The sequence below is a fragment of the Gordonia malaquae genome, assembly GCF_037148075.1.
GTDB lineage: Bacteria > Actinomycetota > Actinomycetes > Mycobacteriales > Mycobacteriaceae > Gordonia > Gordonia malaquae.
The window spans coordinates 647,215-671,335 of record NZ_JBBCUB010000001.1 but is presented as its reverse complement, the minus strand read 5'-3'; the positions used below and the strand labels follow the sequence as shown (position 1 = coordinate 671,335).

At 66.0% G+C, this 24,121-nt stretch carries 26 protein-coding genes and 1 tRNA gene; 10 read left to right on the top strand and 17 right to left on the bottom strand.

What is annotated here, in order from left to right; translation table 11 throughout:
- The first annotated feature begins 17 nt into the window (after positions 1–17).
- On the top strand, positions 18–527 hold the full coding sequence (locus WFK36_RS03255) for a nitroreductase family deazaflavin-dependent oxidoreductase (RefSeq protein WP_008375751.1): 510 nt from the start codon (positions 18–20) through the stop codon (positions 525–527).
- Entirely contained in the window at positions 524–1,543 is a 1,020-nt protein-coding gene (locus WFK36_RS03250; RefSeq protein ID WP_336789617.1) for an LLM class flavin-dependent oxidoreductase, read from the top strand. The genes WFK36_RS03255 and WFK36_RS03250 overlap by 4 nt, the downstream gene beginning before the upstream one ends.
- 1 nt (position 1,544) lies before the next feature.
- Here the strand turns inward: WFK36_RS03250 and WFK36_RS03245 are convergent, their stop codons facing one another.
- The 5 genes from WFK36_RS03245 to WFK36_RS03225 all read right to left on the bottom strand — a co-directional run bounded on the left by WFK36_RS03245 (position 1,545) and on the right by WFK36_RS03225 (position 5,647).
- Complete coding sequence (locus WFK36_RS03245) at positions 1,545–2,090, bottom strand: YdeI/OmpD-associated family protein (protein WP_336789615.1); 546 nt, start codon at positions 2,088–2,090, stop codon at positions 1,545–1,547.
- Between the two features lie 25 nt (positions 2,091–2,115).
- Entirely contained in the window at positions 2,116–2,517 is a 402-nt protein-coding gene (locus WFK36_RS03240) for a hypothetical protein (protein ID WP_008375754.1), read from the bottom strand.
- Positions 2,514–3,425 (bottom strand): LysR family transcriptional regulator, encoded by a 912-nt coding sequence (locus WFK36_RS03235; RefSeq protein WP_336789612.1) that lies wholly within the window; start codon positions 3,423–3,425, stop codon positions 2,514–2,516. Before WFK36_RS03235 ends, WFK36_RS03240 begins: the two co-directional genes overlap by 4 nt.
- 8 nt (positions 3,426–3,433) lie before the next feature.
- Positions 3,434–4,234 carry a hypothetical protein gene (locus WFK36_RS03230; protein ID WP_336789610.1) on the bottom strand — a complete coding sequence of 267 codons (801 nt, stop codon included), beginning with the start codon at positions 4,232–4,234 and terminating at the stop codon, positions 3,434–3,436.
- Positions 4,235–4,357: 123 nt separating this feature from the next.
- Positions 4,358–5,647, bottom strand: coding sequence for a glutaminase (locus WFK36_RS03225; RefSeq protein WP_336789608.1), 1,290 nt, complete (start codon positions 5,645–5,647; stop codon positions 4,358–4,360).
- 125 nt (positions 5,648–5,772) lie between these two features.
- Here WFK36_RS03225 and WFK36_RS03220 point away from each other — a divergent pair, with 125 nt between their 5' ends.
- On the top strand, positions 5,773–6,303 hold the full coding sequence (locus WFK36_RS03220) for an Ltp family lipoprotein (protein WP_336789606.1): 531 nt from the start codon (positions 5,773–5,775) through the stop codon (positions 6,301–6,303).
- A 13-nt stretch (positions 6,304–6,316) separates the two neighbouring features.
- Here the strand turns inward: WFK36_RS03220 and WFK36_RS03215 are convergent, their stop codons facing one another.
- The 4 genes from WFK36_RS03215 to WFK36_RS03200 all read right to left on the bottom strand — a co-directional run bounded on the left by WFK36_RS03215 (position 6,317) and on the right by WFK36_RS03200 (position 9,728).
- The gene (locus WFK36_RS03215) at positions 6,317–8,062 is read right to left on the bottom strand and encodes a hypothetical protein (protein WP_336789604.1); all 1,746 of its coding nucleotides are present in this window, start codon (positions 8,060–8,062) and stop codon (positions 6,317–6,319) included.
- Between the two features lie 38 nt (positions 8,063–8,100).
- On the bottom strand, positions 8,101–8,298 hold the full coding sequence (locus WFK36_RS03210) for a hypothetical protein (protein ID WP_336789602.1): 198 nt from the start codon (positions 8,296–8,298) through the stop codon (positions 8,101–8,103).
- Positions 8,299–8,347: 49 nt separating this feature from the next.
- Complete coding sequence (locus WFK36_RS03205; RefSeq protein ID WP_336789600.1) at positions 8,348–8,752, bottom strand: ankyrin repeat domain-containing protein; 405 nt, start codon at positions 8,750–8,752, stop codon at positions 8,348–8,350.
- Between the two features lie 442 nt (positions 8,753–9,194).
- Entirely contained in the window at positions 9,195–9,728 is a 534-nt protein-coding gene (locus tag WFK36_RS03200) for a hypothetical protein (protein WP_336789598.1), read from the bottom strand.
- A 1-nt stretch (position 9,729) separates the two neighbouring features.
- Between WFK36_RS03200 and WFK36_RS03195 the strand changes: the two genes are divergently transcribed.
- Together WFK36_RS03195 and WFK36_RS03190 are read left to right on the top strand one after the other, a co-directional pair.
- Positions 9,730–9,951, top strand: a complete 222-nt coding sequence (locus tag WFK36_RS03195; protein WP_336789596.1) for a hypothetical protein — start codon at positions 9,730–9,732, stop codon at positions 9,949–9,951.
- On the top strand, positions 9,944–11,410 hold the full coding sequence (locus WFK36_RS03190; protein ID WP_336789594.1) for a hypothetical protein: 1,467 nt from the start codon (positions 9,944–9,946) through the stop codon (positions 11,408–11,410). The genes WFK36_RS03195 and WFK36_RS03190 overlap by 8 nt, the downstream gene beginning before the upstream one ends.
- A 175-nt stretch (positions 11,411–11,585) precedes the next feature.
- Here the strand turns inward: WFK36_RS03190 and WFK36_RS03185 are convergent, their stop codons facing one another.
- The 5 genes from WFK36_RS03185 to WFK36_RS03165 form a co-directional block, all read right to left on the bottom strand.
- Positions 11,586–12,761: a hypothetical protein gene (locus WFK36_RS03185; protein ID WP_336789593.1), complete on the bottom strand. Its 1,176-nt coding sequence runs from the start codon at positions 12,759–12,761 to the stop codon at positions 11,586–11,588.
- Between the two features lie 103 nt (positions 12,762–12,864).
- Entirely contained in the window at positions 12,865–13,860 is a 996-nt protein-coding gene (locus WFK36_RS03180; RefSeq protein ID WP_336789591.1) for an NADP-dependent oxidoreductase, read from the bottom strand.
- Positions 13,857–14,801, bottom strand: a complete 945-nt coding sequence (locus WFK36_RS03175; protein WP_336789589.1) for a polysaccharide deacetylase family protein — start codon at positions 14,799–14,801, stop codon at positions 13,857–13,859. The genes WFK36_RS03180 and WFK36_RS03175 overlap by 4 nt, the downstream gene beginning before the upstream one ends.
- A 91-nt stretch (positions 14,802–14,892) precedes the next feature.
- A complete protein-coding gene (locus tag WFK36_RS03170; protein ID WP_008375766.1) occupies positions 14,893–15,840 on the bottom strand; it encodes a helix-turn-helix domain-containing protein in 948 nt (315 codons plus the stop codon).
- A gap of 477 nt (positions 15,841–16,317) precedes the next feature.
- A tRNA-Ala gene (locus WFK36_RS03165) sits at positions 16,318–16,390 on the bottom strand.
- Positions 16,391–16,620: 230 nt separating this feature from the next.
- Between WFK36_RS03165 and WFK36_RS03160 the strand changes: the two genes are divergently transcribed.
- Positions 16,621–18,159: an HNH endonuclease signature motif containing protein gene (locus WFK36_RS03160; protein WP_336789586.1), complete on the top strand. Its 1,539-nt coding sequence runs from the start codon at positions 16,621–16,623 to the stop codon at positions 18,157–18,159.
- Between the two features lie 15 nt (positions 18,160–18,174).
- On the opposite strand, the gene WFK36_RS03155 is transcribed toward WFK36_RS03160, so the two are convergent.
- Positions 18,175–18,891, bottom strand: a complete 717-nt coding sequence (locus WFK36_RS03155; RefSeq protein WP_336789584.1) for a DsbA family protein — start codon at positions 18,889–18,891, stop codon at positions 18,175–18,177.
- A gap of 72 nt (positions 18,892–18,963) precedes the next feature.
- A complete protein-coding gene (pgm, locus tag WFK36_RS03150) occupies positions 18,964–20,607 on the bottom strand; it encodes a phosphoglucomutase (alpha-D-glucose-1,6-bisphosphate-dependent) (protein WP_336789582.1) in 1,644 nt (547 codons plus the stop codon).
- Positions 20,608–20,673: 66 nt separating this feature from the next.
- Between pgm and WFK36_RS03145 the strand changes: the two genes are divergently transcribed.
- The 4 genes from WFK36_RS03145 to WFK36_RS03130 are packed head-to-tail and all read left to right on the top strand — an operon-like array spanning position 20,674 to position 23,575.
- A complete protein-coding gene (locus WFK36_RS03145; RefSeq protein ID WP_336789580.1) occupies positions 20,674–21,303 on the top strand; it encodes an alpha/beta hydrolase in 630 nt (209 codons plus the stop codon).
- Positions 21,300–22,172, top strand: a complete 873-nt coding sequence (locus WFK36_RS03140) for an ABC transporter ATP-binding protein (RefSeq protein ID WP_336789578.1) — start codon at positions 21,300–21,302, stop codon at positions 22,170–22,172. Before WFK36_RS03145 ends, WFK36_RS03140 begins: the two co-directional genes overlap by 4 nt.
- A gap of 3 nt (positions 22,173–22,175) precedes the next feature.
- On the top strand, positions 22,176–23,234 hold the full coding sequence (locus WFK36_RS03135; protein ID WP_336789576.1) for an ABC transporter permease: 1,059 nt from the start codon (positions 22,176–22,178) through the stop codon (positions 23,232–23,234).
- Entirely contained in the window at positions 23,231–23,575 is a 345-nt protein-coding gene (locus WFK36_RS03130; protein WP_336789574.1) for a DUF488 domain-containing protein, read from the top strand. The genes WFK36_RS03135 and WFK36_RS03130 overlap by 4 nt, the downstream gene beginning before the upstream one ends.
- On the opposite strand, the gene WFK36_RS03125 is transcribed toward WFK36_RS03130, so the two are convergent.
- Positions 23,536–24,120 (bottom strand): QsdR family transcriptional regulator, encoded by a 585-nt coding sequence (locus WFK36_RS03125; protein WP_075052056.1) that lies wholly within the window; start codon positions 24,118–24,120, stop codon positions 23,536–23,538. The two genes, WFK36_RS03130 and WFK36_RS03125, sit on opposite strands and share 40 nt — an antisense overlap.
- Position 24,121 lies beyond the last annotated feature (1 nt).

Here is a 24,121-nt window from a genome sequence, read left to right as displayed (position 1 = left end):
GCGCATACGCTGAGCAGATGACATCTCCGCAACCGTTCCCCGACGTCCGGTGGGGCGCCGAGAGCAGTGTCCTGCGAGCTCCGATGGTGAAGTTCGCGTCAACGGCCGCCGGGTCGGCGACGATCAAGGCGCTGGCCCCGCTCGACCGTTGGGTGCTCGGCAAGACCCGAGGCCGGTTCACCGCACTCGGGCCAATCGGCGCACCGACGCTGCTGCTGGCGACGACGGGCGCGAAGTCCGGTGCGCGGCGGGTCCAGCCGCTCCTCTACTACCGCGAGGATCCGGACATCTTCGTCATCGGGTCGAACTTCGGCGGCGACCGGCATCCCGCATGGACGTACAACCTCCTTGCCGGCGGACCGGCGTCGGTGATCATCGGCGACGAGATCCCCGTGACGGCGACCCTCATCGACGGTGCAGACCGCGAGCGGGTCTTGGCCGGTTTCATCGAATCGATGGCCGTCTACCAGACGTACCTCGGGCGCACGGACCGCGAACTCCGCATCTTCCGATTGACCGCGGCGTGAGCATCGAGTTCGGGCTCGACACGTTCGGTGGAGTGACGATCGACGACGACGGCCGACCCGTTGATCACCCCACCGTGATCCGCGACCTCGTCGAGGACGGTGTCGTCGCCGATCAGGCGGGCCTCGACTTCTTCGGGGTCGGCGAGCACCACCGACCCGATTTCGCGGTGTCGAGCCCCGAGATGGTCCTGGCCGCGATCGCGGCTCGCACCTCGCGCATCCGCCTGGGGTCTGCGGTCACCGTGCTCAGCTCCGACGACCCGGTCCGAGTGTTCGAGCGGTTCGCGACATTGGACGCCGTCTCGAACGGTCGTGCCGAGATCGTCGCCGGACGCGGGTCGTTCATCGAATCGTTCCCGTTGTTCGGCTACGACCTCGCCGACTACGACGTCCTGTTCGACGAGAAGCTCGACCTGCTGTCACGTCTTCTGCGGGAGAAGCCCGTCACCTGGGAGGGCACCACGCGGACGGCACTGACCGACCAACGCGTGTACCCGACGACCGCGAACGGCATCCCGACCTGGGTCGGCGTCGGCGGGACTCCAGAGTCGGTGGTGCGGACCGCGCAGTACGGGTTCAACCTGTTCCTGGCGATCATCGGCGGACCTCCCGATCGCTTCGCCGCCTACATCGATCTGTTCGACCGCGCGCAGGACCAGTACGGCACGCCGCGGGCAAAGGTCGCCGTGCACTCGCCGGGCCTGGTCGCCGACACCGACGACCAGGCTCGCGAGCTCGCCTACGACGGCTGGTTCGCGACGCGCACCACGATGGGACGCGAGCGCGGTTGGCCCCCGCCGACGCCGTCGGACTTCGAGAGCGAGATCGTCGACGGCTCGTTGTACCTGGGTTCCCCGGAGACCGTCGCGACGAAGATCGCCCGCACACTCTCGGTGTTGAAGGTCGACCGATTTGATCTTAAGTACGACCAGCCGGTCCCGCACAGCGTCCAGCGCCGTTCCATCGAGTTGTACGGCGACCAGGTGATCCCGCTGGTCAAGGACATGCTGGGCTGATTCACGCTCGCAAGTCGGCGACCGCTTTGGCGATGAGAGCGGCCCGACGATCGGGAGTCCGTGCCTTCAGGATCTGAAGGATGATCGTGTAGCGGTCCGACCGACCGAGCCGGTCGAACGCGGCGAGCGCGTGCGGGTCCGCGGCAAGCGCAGCAACAAGATCCACGGGTGCCTCGGCAGTCCGCTGGGATTGATAGGCGGCGTCCCACCGACCGTCGGCCTTCGCTCTGGCCGCCTCCGCGTATCCCGCGGGCCGCACTCGGCCTGCGGAAGCGAGCGCGTCGAACTTGTCGACGTTGATCTTCGACCATGAACTGGTCGGCCGTCTCGGCGAGTAGCGCTGCAGGAACGCGTCGTCGTCGTGCGACTTGCGCTGTCCGTCGATCCAACCGAAGCAGAGGGCGCCGTCGAGCGCGTCGGCGATCGTGATGCCGGGGAGCGTCGAGCGGGCCTTCCTGATCCGCAGCCAGGCGTCGGGCGCCGTGCTGTGGTTGTCGTCGAGCCACGCCTCCCACTCGTCGCCGGACGTGAACTCGAGGATCGTCATCGCGCAAGGATAGGTCGATCAGTCTTCACATACCCGACGTTCGGCAGTTCTTGGCGGCCCTGCGCAACTCCTGCGCCTCGGCTTGCCCGAAGTCCCAGGGCATGGCCATCTCAAGCGCGGCGAGGACATCTGCATGCGACGGCGACTCGTGATGTGAAGCATCCGCGAGGGCGCGGTGATATCCCTCGATCGCAACGACCGCTGCAGTGGGGTCCGTCCGCCACAACCAGGCGAGGATCACGCCTGCCGGGTCTCCCGCATTGAAGAAGCCCGCACGGGCGAACTCACCGAGCGGGTCGCCCGCCGCCTGCAGGGGCGACCTCGCCCTGAACCTCGAACGACGGACCGATGTCTCGGCCTCCCACGACCAGAACGTGGCCAGCAGCAAGTCCACGACCTCTTCGGGCACCGCCACGTCGCGACTCACTCGGCCTCCCAGGACGACTTCACTTCATTCGCCAGCATCTGTGCCAGCATCGCCACCCGCGGACGCGCAGCTAGGAGTGCACTCGATGCCGCGAGGAAGATCGTGTTGATCGGCGGTTCTGCCACCTCGTCGATCCGCACCAACCGTCCAGCGTTCACGTCATCGGCGACGAGGTAGCTCGGCAGGACGGTGATCCCCAACCCGGCCACGGCAGCTGCACGAATCGACGTCAAGTCGGGAATCGTCATGACCGGGTCGAACCGCGGTTCCGACTCGAAGACGGCGTTCCAGTAGCGCCGGATGATCGCCAGCTCCCGGTTGTACGCGATGAGCGGTGCGGCGTCGATCCGCGAGAACGGAGCCCTGGCCAGTCCGAATTCGGGAGCGCCCACCAGCCAGAACTCCTCGTCAGCCAGCGGCCACGAAGTGATGTCGGCACCCCTCGGTCGGACGGTTGTGATCACGAGGTCGAGTTCCCCCGCCTCCAGCCTCGACATGAGATCTGCCGACTCACCGAGCGCGACATCTATCCGGGGAAGTCCAACACGAATCCTCGACAGCGCGGGCAGGACGTGAAGCGCGACGTACTCGGGAGGGCCGCCGAGCGTGACGGGCCGACCCGACGGGTCGCCCGCCCCGGACCCTCGAATCACCCGCTCCACGCTGTCGATGTGATGCACGGTCTGCACGACGATCTCGTGCCCGGTCGGCGTCGGTGACACTCCGGCCGCCGTTCGGACAAACAAAGGCTGCCCGAAATGCTCCTCCACCAGGCGGACGTGGTTGGTGACCGTCGGTTGGGAGATGCGCAGCCGGCGCGATGCCGCGCTGAACGACCCGGTGCGGTACACCGCGACCACCGTGCGGAGATAGTCGAGCGGCAACCGCCTGTCGGGGCTCGAGCCCATACCCGCCGTCACAGTTCGGTCTGGTCCGAGCCGACGAGGTACGCCCGTGGATCGATTCCTCTGCGCTTGGCCGCCGACATCCGACGGAATCCCTCGATGGCGCGCTCGCACATGTCGTCGAGTGCCAGAGGAGTCGATGCGACGGCCTGACCGAAGCGCACCATGCCCGGCCGAAGCGCGGCGGAGAGCCAGCGGTAGTCGCAGTACCTGTCCTGGTCGTCGCAGATCGCGACTCGTCGGGCCGCTGACACATCGCCGAGATCAACGCGGGACCAGTCGAGGTCCCATCCCGCTTGACGCAGGTACAGCTGGACGAATGCTCGCTCCACTCGGCGATCGCCTCCGACTGTGCCACTCGCGTAGGCGAGGTTCGCCCAATGTTCGGCAGCGAGGTCGCAGACCGCATCGCAGGACGGCAGCGCTGGACGTTCGTGTGCCATGTGGTCGAGGACCGATCTCAGCATGTCGAGCGACGACACGTCCGCGGTGCTCAGAAGGTCCGCCCGCTGAGCGCAGTCGAGGAACACCTGGCGGTGCACTCGCTCCAGATGTGCAAGATCGAACGGACCCGCGTACACCCATGGATCGCGTTCGATCTCGGTCATCCGCAGCGCGGTGGTGCGGCGTTCGTACGCGTGCCCGTGCACGTCACGAGCGGCGCGTGCCATCTCCTCGGCGAGCGCCAGTTCCCCTGACGCCACCCTCCTGACCGCCATCTCGTCGTCTGCGGTCAGAGGCGTGGCCGCGAGGCAATGACCGACCGCGACGTTGACCGTGATCACATCGGCGACAGAGGCTGCGTGCGTCATCTTCAGTACCCCGATCCTGGCCGACCCTGTGTCGACACCTCTGTGAGTAGCCGAGCAACAGAGTGGCCGCCAAACCGGAGCATCAGGATTCTGATAGCCGATATACGAAGTCTTTCGATGAGCTCAGTCGATGGTCTCGCGCGGAACGAGATCCTCCCGGCGCCCGACGACCGTCACGCGCCCGCCGTCACCGGGGTCCGGATCGGGAAGCACTCGGTCCGGGTCGATCAGATAGACGTCGTGGCCGTCCAGGGTGAGTCGCCGTATCGCTTCCAGAAGCATGCGTCGCCCCACGTCGCCGACCGTGCTGACTCGTAGCAGGCTGATCGCGACCCGTTTCTGCGCGGGCGGGTCGTCCTCGAATTCACGGAGGATTCGTTCGGCGCCGGCGAACCGGATGTCGCCCTGGAGTGACACGACGACGACGGCATGTGAGCCCTTGCCGAACACTCGGCGCCCACGGACCACCGACGGGCCTGCCGGCGGCACATCCATGAGGTGCATGCCCATGTCGGAGGTGAACCGGCGGAACAGTTCAACTCCGCGCACGCTGTTGCCGTGCCGGTCCAGCCGCGGGGAGAAGGTGGCGATGCCCGCCTGTCCCGGCAGTGCGCCGATCAACCCGCCCGCGACGCCGCTCTTCGCCGGTATTCCGACCCGTGTCATCCAGTCGCCCGCCGCGTCGTACATCCCACACGTCGCCATCACACTGAGCGTCTGGCGCACCACGGCCGGCGGCACCACCGGCGCCCCGGTCACCGGGTTCACGCCTCGATTGGCGAGCGTCGCCGCCATCAACGCGAGGTCGTCGACGGTGACCGCGAGCGAGCACTGTCGGGTGTATCCGGTCACCGCGACCAGCGGGTCCTCATCGATGATGTCGTTGGCGCGCAGCATGTTCGCGAGGGCCCGGTTTCGGTACGCGGTCCGGATCTCCGACTCGAAAACAGCTTCGTCCATTTCGAGTCGCCGGCCGGCGAAGGCGCTCAGACCGTCGACGATCCGATCGAACCGGTCATGCGGCGCGGCGCCCCGCGGACCGGCAAGTGTGTGCGCGGTGATCGCACCCGCGTTGATCATCGGATTCAGCGGCCTGCCGGTGATCGGCTCCAACGACATCTCGTTGAACGCGTCGCCGCTCGGCTCGACACCGACTTTGTCGAGGACCTCGTCGAACCCGCGGTCGGCCAGCGCCAACGCGTACACGAACGGTTTGGAGATCGACTGAATGCTGAACGACGCGTCGCCGTCGCCCTGCGAATACCGCCGCCCGTCTTCGGTGCAGAACGCGACCGCCAGACGGTCCGGGTCGGCGTTCGCCAACTCCGGGATGTAGTCGGCCGTGGCGCCCGACTGGTCGGCCTCCACGGATCGGAGGGCTTCGGCGAGGTAATCCGGAATCGGCGAGCGCACACTCGCAGGCTACGGAGAAATCAGGACCACTGCGAGACGTCCGCATCCTGCGTCACTGTAGGCCGGTCGGACGTATTCGGGGAGTACTCCGCATCAGGTCCGTCCGCCGCGGGGACGATCAGGTGATGAACGTCCGATTCGCCGCCGTGCTCGGCGTTGCGTCCGTGATGATCCTCGTCGCCGGATGCGGCTCGGGCGACGACACGTCCGCCGCTCCACCGTCGGTAAGCACCGTCACCGCGACGGTCACGGAAACGGAGACCGAAACCTCCACCGTCGCTGTCTCGCCGACCACCACCGCCGATAAGACACCGCAGGCGACCCGGACCACGGAACCCGTCGACGAGACCACCACGGCACGTGGCGGATTGACCACGTCGCAGAGCAACGCGGTCGGCAAGGCCTGCGAATACCTCGACATCTCCGCGTTCTCACGGCAGGGACTGATCGATCAGCTCGAGTACGAGGGCTTCAGCACGTCCGACGCCGCCTACGCCGTCGACTACGTCAGTCCGAATTGGACCACCCAAGCGAAGAAGAAGGCCGCTGAGTACATGGGGATCAGCCCGTTCTCGCAGCAGGGCCTCATCGATCAGCTCGTCTATGAGGGCTTCACGCAGGCACAGGCCGAAGCGGGTGCGGCCAGTCAGTTCTGACGTGTGACGCCCGTCAGGGGATCTCGGGGTACACGGTGATCGTCGAAGGCTGCTCGGTCACGGCGAACGGCCGTCCCGATGCGAAGCCGGTGGCGCCCGGCAGCACGAGCGGCCGGACGTCGCCGACGAGCGGAAGCAGGGTGATGCCTGTCGTCCCGGTGAGCGCGAACGCCAGGTAACGATCGGAGTAGCCGACGCACGTCGCACCCGCCGCGACCACGTGGTTCGGGTCGAGTTGAGCGCCGACATCGACCGGGCGTCCGTCGTTTCGAGCGACGACGACCCTGGCAGTGTCGTCCAACGTGACGACGAACGGACCGCACGGCGGGCCTGTCGCCGCGCCGCCTCCAGTAGTGCCGATGACGTCGCCGCTCTCGGAGAGGATGAACGTCTCCTGTGCCGGCCTGCGCACGCTCGACTTTCCCACCTGTGTCACCCCGTCGGCGCCGCCCGTCCACCGACCGTCGGTGGCGGAGTACCGGACCCGAGTGATCTGCGTGCGTTCATTCGACGCCCCCGCCGAAGCAAATGTGAAGGTCAAGTGTGCGGTGAAGTCCGGTTTCGGAGTCCACTCTGGAATCGCCGGAGCGGCGGGTTCGGTCGGCGAGTACACGACGACCGCACGCGCACCGCCACTGGTGTTCGAGACGGTGTTGACGAGCATTCCGTCGACAAGATCGAGCAGTCCGTTCACAGGACGCCAACTCCGCCCGTCAGATGCGAGCACGACGTCAGGCAGTGCGACCCAGTCGGTGCCGGACCCGAGGCAGTCGTAGGAGCTCTGAGCTGCGCCCGACAACCGTGCACCGGTGCTCGTCGACACCACGCCGTCCGGTGTCAGCAACCAGTCTCCGCACACCCGGGGAGGTCCGTTGGTCGAATCGCCCTCCCAGACGACACGGCCGCCGTCCGTGCGGACTCGATAGCGCGATGGCCCGGCATCAACCTGCCCGAAGGGTTCCGCGAACAACGTCTCCGGACCACCGCCGATCACTCGGACTCCGGCGCTGAGCGTCTCCACAGTGCTGCCGTCTGCCGCGTGAACGGTGGTGACTCCATTTGACCGCTCCGTCGCGAATCCGGCGGCGAGCAATGTGACTGCGCATTCACAGTCGGCCACGACCTCGCCCGAGTCCGCGTCACGGACTCGCCGATGATTCGTCGACGGTAGATATGTGACGACGAGCGGAGCCACCTTCTCACGCGGACTCGTCAGGTCGTCGACGACGTTCTCGTCGGCTGGAACGCGCCACTTCTCGTCGCCGTTCGCGGAGACGACGCGTTGGTCGCCGTACTGTCCGACTACCCACCCGTCGGCGAGAGCGGTCGGCCCGATGCCGCCCTGAGACGCAGGCACGTCCGTCAGGTGGACTCGAGCTGCCGATTCCAGGTCGACCGCGTAGAACCCTCCCCCGATCTGGCATCCGAGCACCCCCGACCGAGTGCGCGCGCAGGCGTCGAAATTACCGTCGAAGTCGGTGCCGACGGTTCGGCCGGACGCGTCTTTGATGGAGTACCGGTAGGTGGTTCCCGTGCCGGCCGCGAGCATCCACCGCGAGTCGGACGCAGCGACGAGCCGTCCGGGGCCGGCGAACAACTCCGCGGGCGGACGAGTCCAATCGCCTGCACTGTCGGACGCGCGAGAACCGCGTGGCTGCGGTCCGTCGTCCAGCACGACGACGGCGACCAACACTCCGATGATCGCCAGTGTCGCCGTCACGAACCACCGATGCTGTCGCCCCCACGAGATGACCCCCATGACTGGACTATCGAAACACGGCCCGCGGACGCTACGGCCTAGACGAAGCCTTCCTCGACGAGTTCACATCCTCTCTCGGTGATGGCATGCCGCTGACCGGAGCCTCCGACCACACGGCTCCAACTGCTGACGATCAGTCCATCCACTTCGATCGACATGTTGAACCCGCCGTACATTCCCGGATACGCGAACCGCATGCTCGGGAGCGGCTCCACGGCGATGACTTCGCTGGCCACTGGCCGGAACCGCACTGGTTTGAGTCGCTGGGTCCGATCTGCGATCAGGTCAGCCAGATGTCGATCCCAGGCGGGCATGCTTTCGCTGTTCGGTGTCCCCTATCTCAGGTACATCCAATGCCGCGAGGAGATGATCGTGGCCATGCTTCCTCGCGATGTCGACCGGACGATCCCCGGCTGCGTTCCGGAGGGACCGCCATGCTCCGCGCCGGATGAGCTGCACAACGACCTCCACCGGCGCACCATGCCACGCCGCCTGATGCAGCGGAGCACACCAGGAGTCTCCGTTGATCCGCCACTGGTTCGGTGTCAGCTGGCCCTCCGAATCTAAGATTCTGAAGACTTCGTCCCAGTTCCCAACCTTCGCGGTATCGGCAAACCGGTCAGCGCTCGCCAGGTACTCCGGCCCCAACACGTGAGTGTCGATGATGCCGGGCCATTCGTTTTCAGCCATCCGATCTCTCATTTGCTGCGCCCATTTCACCCGTTCGGGTGGCTCCGTCCAAGCCGTAGCCGCGCCTCCGACGGGCAGCGACGCTGCGGAAGTGACATCCGTGGGTGCGCGCCGCGGTTGCCGGACTTGTCAGAGCCAACGACTAGTATTCCGGGTGTCCAATAGGACCACGCGCGCTTCGTAAGGAAATCCAGTGACTGAACCGAGCACCCCGGACAAGGCCAAAGATCGATTCACTCAGGCCGCCAGCAGTTTCGGCCGGTTCGCTCGAGAGAAGTCCACACTGGTCGCCGCCCAGACCGAAGTCATGTTCGACTCCACCAAGGAACTCGCGAGCGACACCGTCGACAAGCTCACCGCGGACAAGCCGGACCCCTACATGGAAGCAATCGCCGAGTACAACGCAGCCTTCACTCAGATGAGCGACGAGGGCCTCGCCCTGCTACGACAGCGCGAGCGGTCTTCCGATCTGATCGGATTCGTTGAAGTGCTCATCAACAGTATTGCGAACACCCCGAAGTCCTTCTCCACTGATTTCGACGAGATCCAGGTTCACCGAGCGAATTTCGTCGACGCAGAGGAGTTCGCCCGCAAAGATCTGGAAGCCGCGCGAGCTTCGGCTGCCGGTGCCGGTGCCGGAGTGAGTGCCGGCGTGGCGATTGCGAGCGTCGCCCCCCTCGGCGGCGATGTGGATTGCAACGACCTTTGGCACCGCGTCCACCGGAACTGCCATCTCCTCACTGTCTGGAGCTGTCGCATCGAAAGCTGCGCTGGCCTGGCTCGGCGGCGGTGCGATCTCCGCGGGCGGCGGGGGCACCGCCGCGGGAACCACACTGCTTGCGCTGGCCGGGCCGATCGGTTGGACGGTGGCGGGTGCCACACTCTTGACATCGATCGCGTTGTTCACGAAGAAGAAGTTCGAGAATCGGGAAGCGAGGCAGGAGGCCATCTTGGGGATACAGAGGAACACCGCCACCGTGCAGCGTTTGGACGCCCAGCTGGGGAATCTTCTCGACCGCACAGTTGGCCTGCGCGAATCATTGTCGATCAGTTACTCGACGGCGCTCGTGATGTTCGGCACCGACTTCACCGACCTAGAGACCTCCCAGCAGAGGCAGCTCGCGGCGCTGGTCAACAACACCAAGTCCTGCGCGGCACAGCTGAGCCGACGAGTCGCCCTCGACGACGCCAATGAGTGACCAGGCGGCGACGGCGAATTCCACCGCGAAGACTGGTCAGGAGCAAGCAGTCGCCGCGTGGATCGACTATCTGAACCAGGCACGGCTAGACAGGCTCATTCGGACTTTTCGACAGCAGGACGTGCACCTCGCCGCAGCGGTCGGCAGTATTAACGACGCCCTTCTCGAAATCAACAAGGTCGTCGCAAGCAACCGCGGCGGCACCAAGGGCATGCATGGCTTCATCGCGGAGGTTGCCGAGGTCGGCATCGGCAATGCACGGGACCTGATCGTCGGCCAGGAAGCCCGCTACGAGTGGGTCGACGACAACGGCCCGATCGACCTTCTGAGATCCGGCGTCGGCATCCAGCAGAAGTTCTATGCGGCCGGCGGTAGGTTCGGGTTGGGCGCGGTTGCCGAGCACTTCGCCCGATACCCCGACTACATCGCGAATGGCAATCGATACCAGATACCGAAAGACCATTACGAAACGATCCGCGGGTTGCTTCGAATGTCCGAGCAGGACGCGAGCGCACTGTCTCGTTCTGCAGAGGGTCCGTCGTTCCGTGATTGGAAACGTGTCCAAGAATTTTTCGCCAACGGCGCAGTCCCCTTTGAATCTCTTGAACCCGCGCACCTGGATTACCGTGAAGTCCAACAGGGCACATACCGTGAAACGCTGCAAGCCGAAGAAGCCTCGGTGCGCAGGACTTATCAGACGCGCCGGGACGCCGCCCACATGGCGAGCAGGCCGTCCATCGCTGAAGCGGCGAAGGCGACCGGAGCAGCTGCAGCAGTCGAGGGCTCCGCGGCATTCATCACGGCGGTCCTCGCCAAACGCCGAGCGGGAACGAAACTATCGGACTTCGCCGCCGACGATTGGGCAGAGATCTCAGAGCAGACCGGTGTCGGCTTTGCGACAGGCGGAGTTCGCGGCCTGAGCGTCTACGTACTCACGAACTTCACCGCCAGCCCCGCTGCGGTCGCCAACGCAGTCGTCACAGCCGGGTTCGGCATCGCGGAGCAAGCGAATAGATTCCGGTGCGGCGAGATCTCCGAGGTCGAGTTCATCGAGAACGCCGAGACTGTGGCGCTGGAAGCCTCCGTCAGCGCGGTGTCGTCGCTCATCGGGCAAGCAATCGTCCCCGTGCCGGTCGTCGGTACAGTGATCGGCAATACCGTCGGAATGCTGATGTACCGGACCGCCAAGGAATCGCTGTCTACGCGAGAAGCCGCGATCATCGCGCAGTACCTCGAAGAACAGCGCACCCTCCGGGCACAGCTCACAGCCGAACACCAAGAGTTGATCGATGAGCTCAATGCCGCGTTGACCACGTACCTGGACCTGCTCGAGCGGGCGTTCTCACCCGATATCGGCACTGCTCTCGCAGGTTCGATCGATCTGGCTCGCGTTCTCGGCGTCTCGGACGACGAGATCTTGGACTCCGACGACAAGACTCTCGACTATTTTCTTCTCTGACTGAGCAATCCGCCCGCCCATCGGCAGAACGACCCAGTTCAGGCGGCACAACGAACAGAACTACAACGGCGACCAGCACACCGGTGATCGCTAGTGCCACTGTCACGAACCAACGATGTTGCCACCCCACAAGATGACCCCCATGACTGGACTATCGACACGCGGCCTGGGGACGCTACGTCTCCTCGTCCATTTGAGTCTCCTTGTCCATTAATCGCGCTCGGAACCCGCGGGCGAGGACCGCGGACCCGAACCCGGTGCCGCCGGTGAACTCGCGTCCCCACCGGACGCCGCTGAGGTCGTAACCGTCGCGCAACACGTCGTCGTGCGCTTCGGTCAGGATGACCCGGTCGGACGAATATGCGAACTCGTAGACCTGCCACCTGGTGCCGGTGGAGAACCGGTGGAGTTGGTCGGGGTTGATGTAGTCGGCGAGCACCGAGTCGAACGGGACACCGCCTTCCTCGACGCGGACGGCGAAGAGCTCGATGCTCCCGCCGTCGCCGTCGCCGACGGTCTCGACTCCGGTGACCGTTGCACTGCGCGGACGGTCGTAGATCGCGGGGAACGGCCGCAGATTCCCAACGATCTCCATCCAGGCCAGAACACCCGCGGCCCCCACCGCGAGGATCGACAGCACCTGTGCCCACCAGGGCCAAGGCACAAGAAACGCCGCAGCAGGAAGCCCTGTCGCGACACCGGCCAGGGCCGCCAAGGTCACGACGAACATTCCCCAGTTCGGGCGGGCGCGGTCTGCCGCCGTTGGATGGTCGGTGTGCGGGTCAGTCAATCGGTCGCGGAACCCTCGGGCGACGATCTCCGATCCGTACCCATCCGTTCCGTCGACGTCGGTGAAACCGCGGACGTCGCCGAGGTCGTAGCCGTAGCGCCGGACGTCGTCGTGCGCGCCGGTGAGAATCACGCGGGTCCGGCTTGCTGCGAACTCGTACACCTCCCACCGCGATCCGACGCTGAACCGGTGCCGATCGTCGACGTGGACGCGGTCGGCGATCACCGACTCGAACGAGCCGCGCGCGGTATCGACTCGGACGTCGAACAGCGTGCGCGGACCGTCGGTGTGCATGCCCGTGATCGTCGCGGGCCGGGGCCCACCGTAAATCGCTGGGAATGGTCGAAGTCCGTTGTCGAGCGATGCCCAGCCCAGCAGCGCCGCCGCCGTCGCGACCACCGCTGCGACCAAACGCGCCCACCACGGCCATGACAGGCCGAACGCTAGCGCCAGAACCACAATCCCGAGAAGGACACAGCGACCGGCCGCGCACAGCGCGAACCTCGCCACACGTCGATCTCGCTCGCGCGGAGATCGAGACGCCTTTCCGGTGCTCCTCATCTCCGGATCGTAACGCCAGGTGATTCGTGTCCGCCTCCACTGACGTCGTCGGCGAACGGGGTCAAGGGCTCGTTATCGGTGGAGCGATGGGGAGTCGAGCCGCTCACGTCAGATCGATGACCGTATTACCCAGCTTCCCATCGCCGCTCAACAGCGAGGCGAACCCATCTGCGACGGACTCCAGGCCGCTGAACCTCGTCGTCTCCGACGCGAGGCGGCCGGACTCCACCAGCGGAACCGCCTCGGCCAGGAACGCCGCCCGCATCTCCAGGTGGTCGGTGACGAGCATCCCCGTCATCGACAGACGCCTGGTGATGATCTCGGTGAGGTTCCGCGGAGCCGCAGGCCCGCGCGTCCCATACGTCTCGATCATCCCGCAGGAGACGATGCGTCCACCGACGTTCATCGTCGCCAACGCCGCCTCCAGGTGACTGCCGCCGATGTTGTCGAAGTAGACGTCGAGGCCGTCAGTCGCCGAACGGACCGCCGAGACGAGATCGCCGGCGCGGTAGTCGATCGCGGCGTCGACACCAACGACGTCGGTGAGATACCGGCATTTGTCGGCGCCACCGGCAGATCCGATTACCGTGCCAGCACCTCGGCTCTTCGCCAACTGAACGACCGCCGATCCCACGGCGCCTGCAGCACCTGAAACCCACAGCACGTCGTCAGACCTGAACTCCGCGACGGCGAGTCCGACGAACGCGGTGAGCCCGGGAGCTCCGAGGACCCCGAGCCAGGTCTCGGGAGGAACCGCGTCGGTGGGCTCGATGAGCGAGGCGGTCGCGGCATCGACGACGGCCCGGTCTCGCCACCCGCCCGAGTGCAGCACCCAGTCCCCGACCGTCAGCCGCTCGTCTGCCGTCTCGATGACTCGGCCGACGGCTCGCGACTCGATGACGTCGCCGATCGCAAACTTCGGCGCATAGGTGTCTGCCGTCAGTCGCGGAATCATCGACGGATCGATGCTGAGCGCCGTCGACTCGACTAGGACGTGCCCGGCCCTCACCGAGGGGACGGCCCGCTCGACGATCTCGAAGCCGCCGAAGTCCTGTCGGTTCGCGGGTCGACGAGCCAGAATCACCTCGCGCGCGATCACGTCCACGACCAGTCGGCGATGGTGCCGCCCGCACGGGTCGACATCCGCGAGATCAGGTCGTCGTACACCGCGAACGGACTCTCGCCGTCGGCGAGACCGGTTGTCAGCACGCTCGCCATTCGCTCGTCGCTGATCGTCGTGGGAACGTCGATTCCGACGGTGGCAGCCAGCCGCTGCAGATGATTGCGGAATGCGGGCGTCACCGGCGTCATCACCCGATTCACTGGGTGGCTCATCGCGTCGTCGAGGCCGACGAACTCAGCCCCGGCCTCCCGAAACCGGGCGAGGATCTCCGCGATGCAGTCCTGTGCGATCGACGTCCCGTGAATCAGCCAGATCAGAGGTGCCTCGGTCCCCAGGATCCGATACTGAGCCTCCGAAGTTCCCTTGAGTCGACTGACAGCCGCCTCGATGTACGACGCGCGGAGCATGCGCGCAGCGTCGTGATCACCGCCCTCGACCGCTCGCCAGTAGGGCGCTATCCAGGCGAAATCGCCGAACCACGCCGTGATCGGCGCGTTCACATAACCTGCCGATGAGAGATGGTCCTCGACGCGTCCACGCTTCTCCTCCGAGTCGCCTGTCATGTCCATCGCATACCTGAAGTACTTACGGGGAGCCTTCTCGATGAGGTCGCCGACGAAGTCTTCGGACCGTTTGATGTCGTCGACATACTGCTCGCCAGTGACCCAGTTGAGGCACGCATGACAATGCGTGTGGTTTCCGAGGTGGTGGCCCGAATCGACCCACCGGTCGAGGACTTCGCGATTCGACGGATCGTCCTCGAGCGGTGCCGTGTGCGCGAACCCGTACACCCCGTTCACGCCGTTGTCCGCGAACGCACCGAGCAGCGCGTCCGTGACGCTCGACGCGGAGTAGCCGCCGGGCATCGGCGTCCCGTCCCACAACAGCAGTTCGTCGACTGTGATTGCAATCTTCATGCCCCCGACTGTGCCTCCTGTCACACGGCATGATCTGCTCCACGACGCAGAGAAATTGACCCTGCACGCACGGAACCGAACGTGCGGAGTCCTAGACGCTCGCGGAACGGCGGAGATCAGTCGGCGTCATTCCGTAGCGGGAACGCACCGCTCGGCAGAAGACGGGGTAGGTGGCGAACCCGCACAGTGTCGAGATCGCGGTCAGCGACGTGTTCGCGAACCGCGGATTGGTCAGGGCGGAATGGGCGAGTTCCAGACGCCGCGCCCGTATTAGCTCGGAGACCGTCGAGCCATCGGCCCGCACCACCGACTGGACATGACGCACCGACCAGCCGATAGCCGCCGCGATCACCGTCACTGACAGATCGGGATCGCCGGCGTGGTCGTGGATGTAGTGACGGACGGCCTGCGCGACGGCGTCGCGGTGCTCGTCGGAGTCGACGGCCGCCTCCGCCGACGCGATGGCGCACAGATCGAAGACTCGCTCACACGCCGACTCGAATCCGCGCACCGCCAACGCCGTCCGCTGCTCGGTGAGAGCCGTCAGCATGGAGAACGCGACCCCAGCCAGCCCGACCCGACCATCGACGACGAGCGATCCAGTGGACGGCAGCAGGTGCTGCACGCTCGATGAGGGAGCGAGCAGACTGATCGCCCCGCTGACCTCCGTGTGCTCGCAGACGATCGGCTGGTCGAGCGGTACGACGGCGATCTCGCCTGGCGACAATCGGATACGGCGCCCGGCCTGTTCGACAGTCAGCCGACCCGAGGTCACCGCTACGATCTCGACGGTGTCCTGTTCGTCGCCGCTGATCGCCGCACGGTCACGGACGAGCCGTTCCGGGGAGCCTGTCCACTCGACGAGACGGTGCCGCTGAGTCGCCTGCCACCTCAGCCTTCCGGTGTAATCGGCACCCGGAGCACTCACCGTGAACCTCCCATGCAGACGTGACACCTCGGCCTGCCACTCCGTGACGGCACCACCGGCGAAATCGCCGATCCGATAGCCGGCGGACAGACCGTTGTCGGGGACACTCACGAGCTCACCTCCGTGCAGCAGGGCTCCGATGACGCAGTGTGTTCGGTTCTTTCCCGACCATTCCGCTCAGCTCTGACGCTAACATCGGCCCATGCAGACCAGGGGAGCGATTCGCGCGCGATCGCGCTGGTCACCACGGCAGTCGGAACTGCGGATCGGCAGTTACTCTCGTCGCCGACGAAACGTTCGCAACCCCACCGTCGGTCGCGGCAGCGCAGGAGGGAGGTGATCAGACCGCCGTCGGACTTGAACTGCTCGGTGCCGAACGGACTGACTCCGCTGGCGCATCAGCATCTCGGCAGAAATCTCCCGAGGCCCGCTCATCGCCAGTCATGAGAACGACCTGTTGCCACGCACCTGGGACGCGACTCGCCCACGTGGACGGAGCGAGGCCATCACGCTGCGGAGCAGCGGAATTCCCGGCTCATCGACAACTAAAAAACCCGCCTCGACCGAAGTCGAAGCGGGTTTTCGAAGTGGAGCTAAGGGGACTCGAACCCCTGACCCCCACACTGCCAGTGTGGTGCGCTACCAGCTGCGCCATAGCCCCGTGTTCACTTGTTCACACCCAGGTCGTTGCCTTTCTGAGTGCGCTAGCTAAGTTACCGTACCGCCTTCGCAGCGACCAAATCCCCTGGACCAAGGCTCGACACCACCTCGGGCGAGCACCCAACCCCGTCCCCAAGTGAATCGAAACTAAGTTCGATCAAACTATTGCTTCTGTCGCAAATCGGACGTAACATAGAACATACATTCGATCAAGCGAAGGGGGCGGCCGCGATGAACGCCACAACGTCCGATGATCGGGTCGATCTCAATGCACTCGGCACCGAGTCGGCCGGGAACGACTTCGACGACATGGGTGCGTACCGCACCCTGTGGGCCGCGGAGTCGAACTTCATGTGGCGTCGCCTGCAGCTCGTGATCTCCGTCCTCAACCGTCGGACTGCCGGTATCGAAGGAGACGACTCTGAGTCGGATCGCCTGCTTCTCGACGCCGAGACGGTGCTCGGCGCCGAGGTGGCGGCGCTCATGTCTATGTCGGACGGCGCGGGCCGGACCGTCGTCGACACCGCGTTGGAGGCACGAGACCGCCTCGTGCACGTCGCAAACCTGCTTCGCGACGGCCTGATCTCCGTCGCGTCGTTCCGCGAGATCATCCTGCAGTGCAAGGCGATCGTCGAAGCCGACGTCATGGCAATCGTCGATGCGGAGATCGCGACCGAGATCCGTGGGAGCGGCCCCGTCTCGAAGACCGACGCGTCATCGATTGCACGCCGCCACGTCGCCGAGACCGACCCCGACGCCGTGCGTGACGCCCGGCAGGCGCGCGGCAAGGGGGTGGCGGTGTCGCATGACGGCGACGAGTCCGTACTGACGATCGCCGCCGACGCGGAGCAGGTCCTCCTCGCCAAAAAGGCCGTCGAGGCGTCCGCCGCCGAACTGACGTGCGCCGACGACTCCCGTTCGGTCGGTGCCCGCCGCGCCGACCTCGCGATCGCACGCCTCACCGGCGGCGAGTTCGCGTGCAACTGCGGCAACCCCGAATGCCCGGCCACGGCGACCGACGCCGAGGTGGCCGAGCGATTCGCACGAGTCGTCGTCCACGTCGTCGCGGATGCATCGACACTCAACGGCGAGTCGGACAAGGCCGGGTGGATGGACGGATACGGCGTGATCGACGCCCACCACGTGCGGGAAGCCGCTGCGCGGCCGGACGCCACCGTGCGCCCGCTCGACATGGCGGCGATCGCCGACAACCCGGCCCAGGCAGGCAACCCGTACCGCCCGACAGCGGCGACGGACACCGCCGTCCGCGCCGTTCACGGCACGTGCTCTGTGCCCGGTTGCGCCCGGGCCGCGTGGTCGTGCGATCTCGACCACGTCACCGAGTACAACCATGCCGACCCCACGTCGGGCGGTGCCACTTGCCCGTGCAACCTGGCCCCGAAGTGCCGCTTCCACCATCTGGTGAAGACATTCGTCGACGGATGGCTCGACGACCTCGTGACCGATGCCAACGGCGTCATCTGGGTGGAGACCGTCACCCCGTCCGGACAGTCCGTTCGGACACGTGCCGCCAACCAATGGCTCGTCCCCGACCTCGGGCTGCTCCCCTGCAGGCACGGCGCACCCGTCGAGCCCGGAACGCCCGACCGATCGGAGCCTCCACAGCGTTCCGCGACCCGGGCCGCGACCAAACGCGCCTACCGCATGCGACTCCGGTCGCAGCGTCGCTTCGCACGCGCATGCGCCGAAGCCGAATCCAAAGTCCTCGCCGGAAAGGAGTTCAACAGCGCAGGCGAACCGCCGTTCTGACTACGACTTCTCCGACTACGACTTCGGCGGGTTCGCGATCAGGTCGTCGAGCCATGCTGCCTTGTCGTCAAGATTCTCGACGATCGTTCCCGCGGACAGGACGCGTGGCGTCACAACACCCTCGCGGGTCGAGTTCCGCAGCTGCCCGGCCGACGCATCGGCCATCTCACGAGCTTCCCCGACCAGAGCGCCTCCGGAGATGCATTTCTGCGTCGCAGGCGTCGCACCCGCAGCAGCCGCAAGGCCCGCGATGTCATAGTTCGACGGATCAGACTCGGCCTTCGCGAACAGCTGAGAATGCAGCTTCCAGAACACATCACGGTTGTCGTTCCGAGCCACGCACAGAATCGCACCCGCCCCGCGTGACGAGAAGTCCCCCGACTTCGACTCGCCGTCCAGAATGTTCAACACGTGGTAGCGGACACGCAGCTTCCCTTCGGTGACCTTCGCCTGGATCTTGGCGCCCGAGTTCGCTTCGAACGCCTTGCAATGCGGACAGCGGAAGTCCTCAAAAACGTCGATCGTCTCCGGAGCAGTGCGCTCACCGACGATGAACGACGCATTCTCGGCAAGAACCGAGTCGTCGATCGGCGGCAACGGCTTGAACATCTGCCACAGGATTCCACCCACGACCGCCACGACCACTGCCAGACCGACACCAATCAGCGCATACGACGTCTTGCTCGACGTCGACTTCGGCTCGTACTTCGTGTTCTCGCGGCTCGTGCTCACGACTACGACTGTAGCTGCCTCTCGACTGCGCTCGAGGAGCAGAGACTGCGCTCGAGGAACAGCGAAGGCCGATCAGTCAGCGAGAACGGAGTCGACGAGGGCCTGGGCCTGTTCCTGGACCTGAGCGAGGTGGTCGGGACCGTGGAAGCTCTCGGCGTAGATCTTGTAGACGTCCTCGGTGCCGGACGGGCGGGCGGCGAACCAGGCGTTGTCGGTGGTCACCTTGAGCCCGCCGATGGCGCGACCGTTGCCCGGTGCCTCGGTGAGGATCGCCGTGATCTTCTCGCCTGCCAGCTCCGTCGCCGACACCTGGCTCGACGACAGCGCGCCGAGCTTCGCCTTCTGCTCCCGTCCAGCCGGGGCATCGATGCGCGCGTACGCCGATTCGCCGTACTGCTCGGCGAGCTCGACGTACCGCTCCGACGGGGTCTTCCCGGTCACGGCGAGGATCTCGGAAGCCAGCAGGTTCATGATGATGCCGTCCTTGTCCGTGGACCACGGACGGCCGTCGACGGTCAGGAACGACGCTCCTGCGCTCTCCTCACCGCCGAATCCGACAGTGCCGTCGAGCAGGCCGTCCACAAAGAACTTGAACCCGACCGGAACCTCCAGCAGTCGCCGTCCGAGACCTCCGACCACTCGATCGATCAACGACGACGACACAAGCGTCTTTCCGACCGCCGCGTCCTCCAGCCAGCCGTCGCGGTGCGAGAACAGGTAGTCGATCGCGACGGCGAGGTAGTGATTCGGGTTCATCAAACCTGCGTCACCGGTCACGATGCCGTGGCGGTCGGCGTCGGCGTCATTGCCGGTCGCGATGTCGAACTCGTCGCGACGCGAGATCAGCGACGCCATCGCGTTCGGCGACGAGCAGTCCATCCGGATCTTGCCGTCGGTGTCGAGCGTCATGAACCCGAACGCCGGATCGACCCGAGGGTTGACGACGGTGAGCCCGTCCAGACCGTAGAAGTCTTTGATCTCCGACCAGTAGTTCACAGATGCGCCGCCGAGCGGGTCGGCGCCGATCTCCACGCCCGCCGCAGCGATCGCGCCGAGATTGACGACCTCGCCGAGAGCGGTCACGTACTCCCCCGAGAACGGGTACTCGATCACCAACTCCGAATCGCGAGCCCGCTCGAACGGGATCCGCTGCACATCACGCAACCCGTTCTCCAGGATCTGGTTCGCGCGCTCGGCGATCGGATTCGTGATCGGCGTGTCCGCCGGTCCGCCGTTGGGCGGGTTGTACTTGAATCCACCGTCGGCGGGCGGGTTGTGCGACGGAGTGACGACGATGCCGTCGGCCTGCACGCCTGGGTTCTCGGTGTTGAACCGGAGGATCGCACGGCTCACCGCCGGAGTGGGCGTGTAATCGTCGTCGACCGCCGTGAACGTCGTGACGCCGTTGCCTGCGAGCACTTCGATGGCCGACCGCCACGCCGGCTTCGACAGCAGATGCGTGTCGAAGCCGATGAACACCGGTCCGTCGATCCCGGCACGCTCCCGATGCTCGACGATCGCCTGCGTCATCGCCAGCACGTGCGCCTCGTTGAACGACCCGTTCACGCTGGTGCCGCGATGCCCGGACGTGCCGAACGCAACCCGCTGCCCCGGATCGGACGGGTCAGGCTTCACGTCGTAGTACGCCTGCTCCACGGCGGCGACGTCGATCAGGTCCTCGTCGCGGGCAGGGGTTCCAGCTCTCGGGTGCGCCATGGGAACGATTCTGCCATCGACGAGTCGCTATTGTCGGAGCAGAAGGGCCAAGCGAACTGGGGGCAAATGTTCACGCGAATCCAAGGTCGGACACCCGACCTCAACGTTCTCGTTCTGCCGGGAGGCACGGACTTCAGCTACCGGCCGTTCTCGCCGTGGCAGGGGTCGGCCGTGCGGATGTACCCGTTCACCGCGTCTATCCGCGCGACGTTCGGCAGCCGCGTGCGCGTCCACCAGGCGCAGTACCGCGTCTACGGCTGGAACGGCGGTCAGGCGAGCCCCATGCCGTACGCACGACACGCTCTCGAGGTCCTGACCCGCGAGAATCCGGACACCCCGGTCGCCGTCATCGGGCACTCGATGGGTGGTCGGATAGCCGCGCAGCTCGGCGACGACGAGCGAGTGACCGACATCCTCGCGCTCGCACCGTGGTGGCAGTACGCCGATTGGCGGCAGATCCACGACGGCGCGCGTGTCGTCGCGGTTCACGGTGAAGCCGACACGGTCACTTACCCGGCGCGCACTGCCAAAGGCATCGCCGAGCTCGCCGACCGCGGCCTCGACGCCACCTACATCGGCGTCCCCGGAGGCGGACATCCGATGCTCGACCACGTCGGGTTGTGGCACTCCGAGGCGCTTGCGTTCGTCCGGCACTCGCTCCAACGAGCGCGTGTCCTCGACGAGGTGACCGCGTGACAGCACAACACGGCTGGACGTCCACCGTCCCCGCCCTGACCGGACTCGGACTGGCCCGATCGTTCGGCGGTCACCAAGCCGTCGCGCACGCCGACATCGCTCTCTACTCCGGCCGGATCATCGGTCTCGTCGGACCGAACGGTGCAGGAAAGACCACCCTCCTCCTGATGCTGGCGGGCCTTCTCGCCCCGGACCGCGGTGAACTCCTCCTCGCGGGCGCACCCGCTGACCCGAAGTCGCTCCGCGCTCGCATCGGATGGATGCCCGACGTCTTCGGCACCTGGGAATCGTTGACGCCCCGCGAGATCCTCACCGCCTTCGGGCGCCTGCACGGCGCCGACAAGGCCACCGCCGACCGGCGCGCAGTGGAGCTCCTCCACCAGGTCCACCTCGTCGAGTTCACCGACCATCCCGCATCCGGCCTTTCTCGCGGTCAGAAGCAGCGACTCGGACTGGCGCGTGCACTGGTCAACCGGCCGCAGATCATCCTGCTCGACGAGCCCGCATCTGGCATGGACCCACGCTCGCGCATCGAACTTCGATCTCAGCTCCGAGCACTGGCCGACGCCGGCGCCGCCGTCGTCGTCTCCTCGCACATCCTGAGCGAGCTCGAAGAGATGGTCGACGACGTCGTGATGATGACGGGTGGCGCGACACGCGGAACACCCGCCACGGCCGCACCACGATGGCGTATCCGCCTGGTCGGACAACCCGCCGACCAGGCGTCGTACATCGACCTCCCCGACGACGAGTCGGCCGCGAAGCACCTCGCAGGCCTCGTCGCCCAAGGCGCGCCGATCGCCGATTTCAGTCGTGTCACCAGTGGCCTCGAACAGGCCTACCTCGACCTCGACGCCGACAGGACCTGACCCATGAACCTGCAGGCAGTTCTCACCCTCGCCGGACTCGAAGTCCGTCAACGCATCCGCTCGACCCGCTGGCAGATCACCGCCGGGATCCTCTTTCTGCTCGTCAGCATGTTCATCCTCGGTTCGCTGTACCTCGTGGTCGGGATCGCGGGCGCCACCTATCGCGACTGGTCGAGGAACCTCCTCGACATCACGCTCGGCATCGTGTTGTTCCTCGGCGTCGCGGCCGCGCCGACCTTGAGCGCCACCTCGATCAACGGCGACCGTAGGGACGCGACACTCGCACTGGTCCAGGCCACCCCGATCTCCTCGTGGGACATCGCGATCGGCAAACTCATCGGGTCGTGGCTCGCCTCACTCGCCCTGATCGGCGTGGCTCTCCCCTATCTCCTGTGGGGTATCGCGACGAGTCGCACCTCGCTCGTGTTCGGTGTGCTCGCCGTGATCGTGACCGCGTTGATCATGCTCGGCTACTGCGCCATCGGGCTCGGCTTCTCCTCACTGACCAACCGCCCGGCGGCGTCGGCGATGCTGACCCAGGCCACCGTGCTGTTCCTGCTCATCGGCCTGCCGATCGGCTTCGGGTTCACCTACCCGCTCGTCGCGCAGGACCACCGCGTGGCGGTCACGCACTACGACTACACCTCGTCATCGGTTCCCTCGAACTGCACCCTCGTGATGAAGGACAAGGAGTTCTACCACACCGAGTACACGTGGTGGATGCTCGCGCCCAACCCGCTGCTCATCGTCAGTGACACCGTTGCGGGCGGCATCAGCGACTTCCACGACGGATCGAACGCAGGAGGCGCCGGGCTCTTCTCGTACCTGCTGTCCGCGGCGAGGACCGGTCCCGAGGTGGCCGATGAGAAGTGCAGAGACCATCAGGTGTATTCCTCCGGCCCATTCGACGACGACGAGGACTGGTCGGCCCAGAACGTCGGCCGCAGCTGGTACATCGGACTGGCCATGACGCTGGCCATCGGCGGTTTCGGCCTGTGGGTGGCCGCCCGCCGTCTCCGCGTACCGGCGGGGAAGCTCGCGCGAGGGGTGCGTGTCGCATGAGTGTGACCGTCGCCCGCGTCTACGATCCCCCGACCGCCGACCGGGTGTTCGTCGATCGACTCTGGCCACGCGGCATCCGGAAGGACGACCCGCGCATCGGCCGGTGGTGCAAGGACGTCGCCCCGTCGAACGAACTGCGCAGTTGGTATCACGCCAACCGCGACCAGTACGAGGTGTTCGCGGCGCGCTACCGCGAGGAACTGGCCGGCGATCCGTCGGCCTCAGCGTTGGGCGAGTTGCGAGAACTCGCATCCGCCGGCGACGTCGAGATCGCCACCGCGGCGAAAGACGTAGAGCACAGTCACGTTCCGGTGATCGTCGCCGCGCTCAGGAGTTCATGAGCGTTCACCCCGAGTAGCGCGCCGCACGCCTGACCCACTTTGACCGCGTCCGGCTCCTCGCCGGTGATTACATTCGCGTAGACGAACGTCTCGGTGATCCGGACCAGGATCAGCGCCAGGTCAGGCGTCGGAAGCGGGGGTGTGAGGCGGCCTGCGGCCACTTCGTCGTCGATCACCTCGGTGATCCGCTCGACGATCCTGGGTTGCACTCCTCCGGCCTGTGTCGTCATGACGCGCAGCGCACGTTCGGGTTCACGGCTGAAGAACAGTCGGATGTGATCGGCGGTGTTCGCGAGTGTCGCGAACTCGACCATCAACGACGTGATCCGTGCCGCGCCTTCGCCGCGCGACCGGCGGATCGCCGCCTCCATCGTGCGCGACGTCAGACCCCAGATCACTTCTCCGAGCAGACCGTCTCTGCCGTGAAAGCGCCGGTAGACGGTGCTGCGGTTGACGCCGGCCTCGGTCGCGAGTTCGCCGACCTCGATGCGTTCACCTGCGATGAATGCCCTCGTGGCAAGTGCCACCACATCGTTGGACGTCACC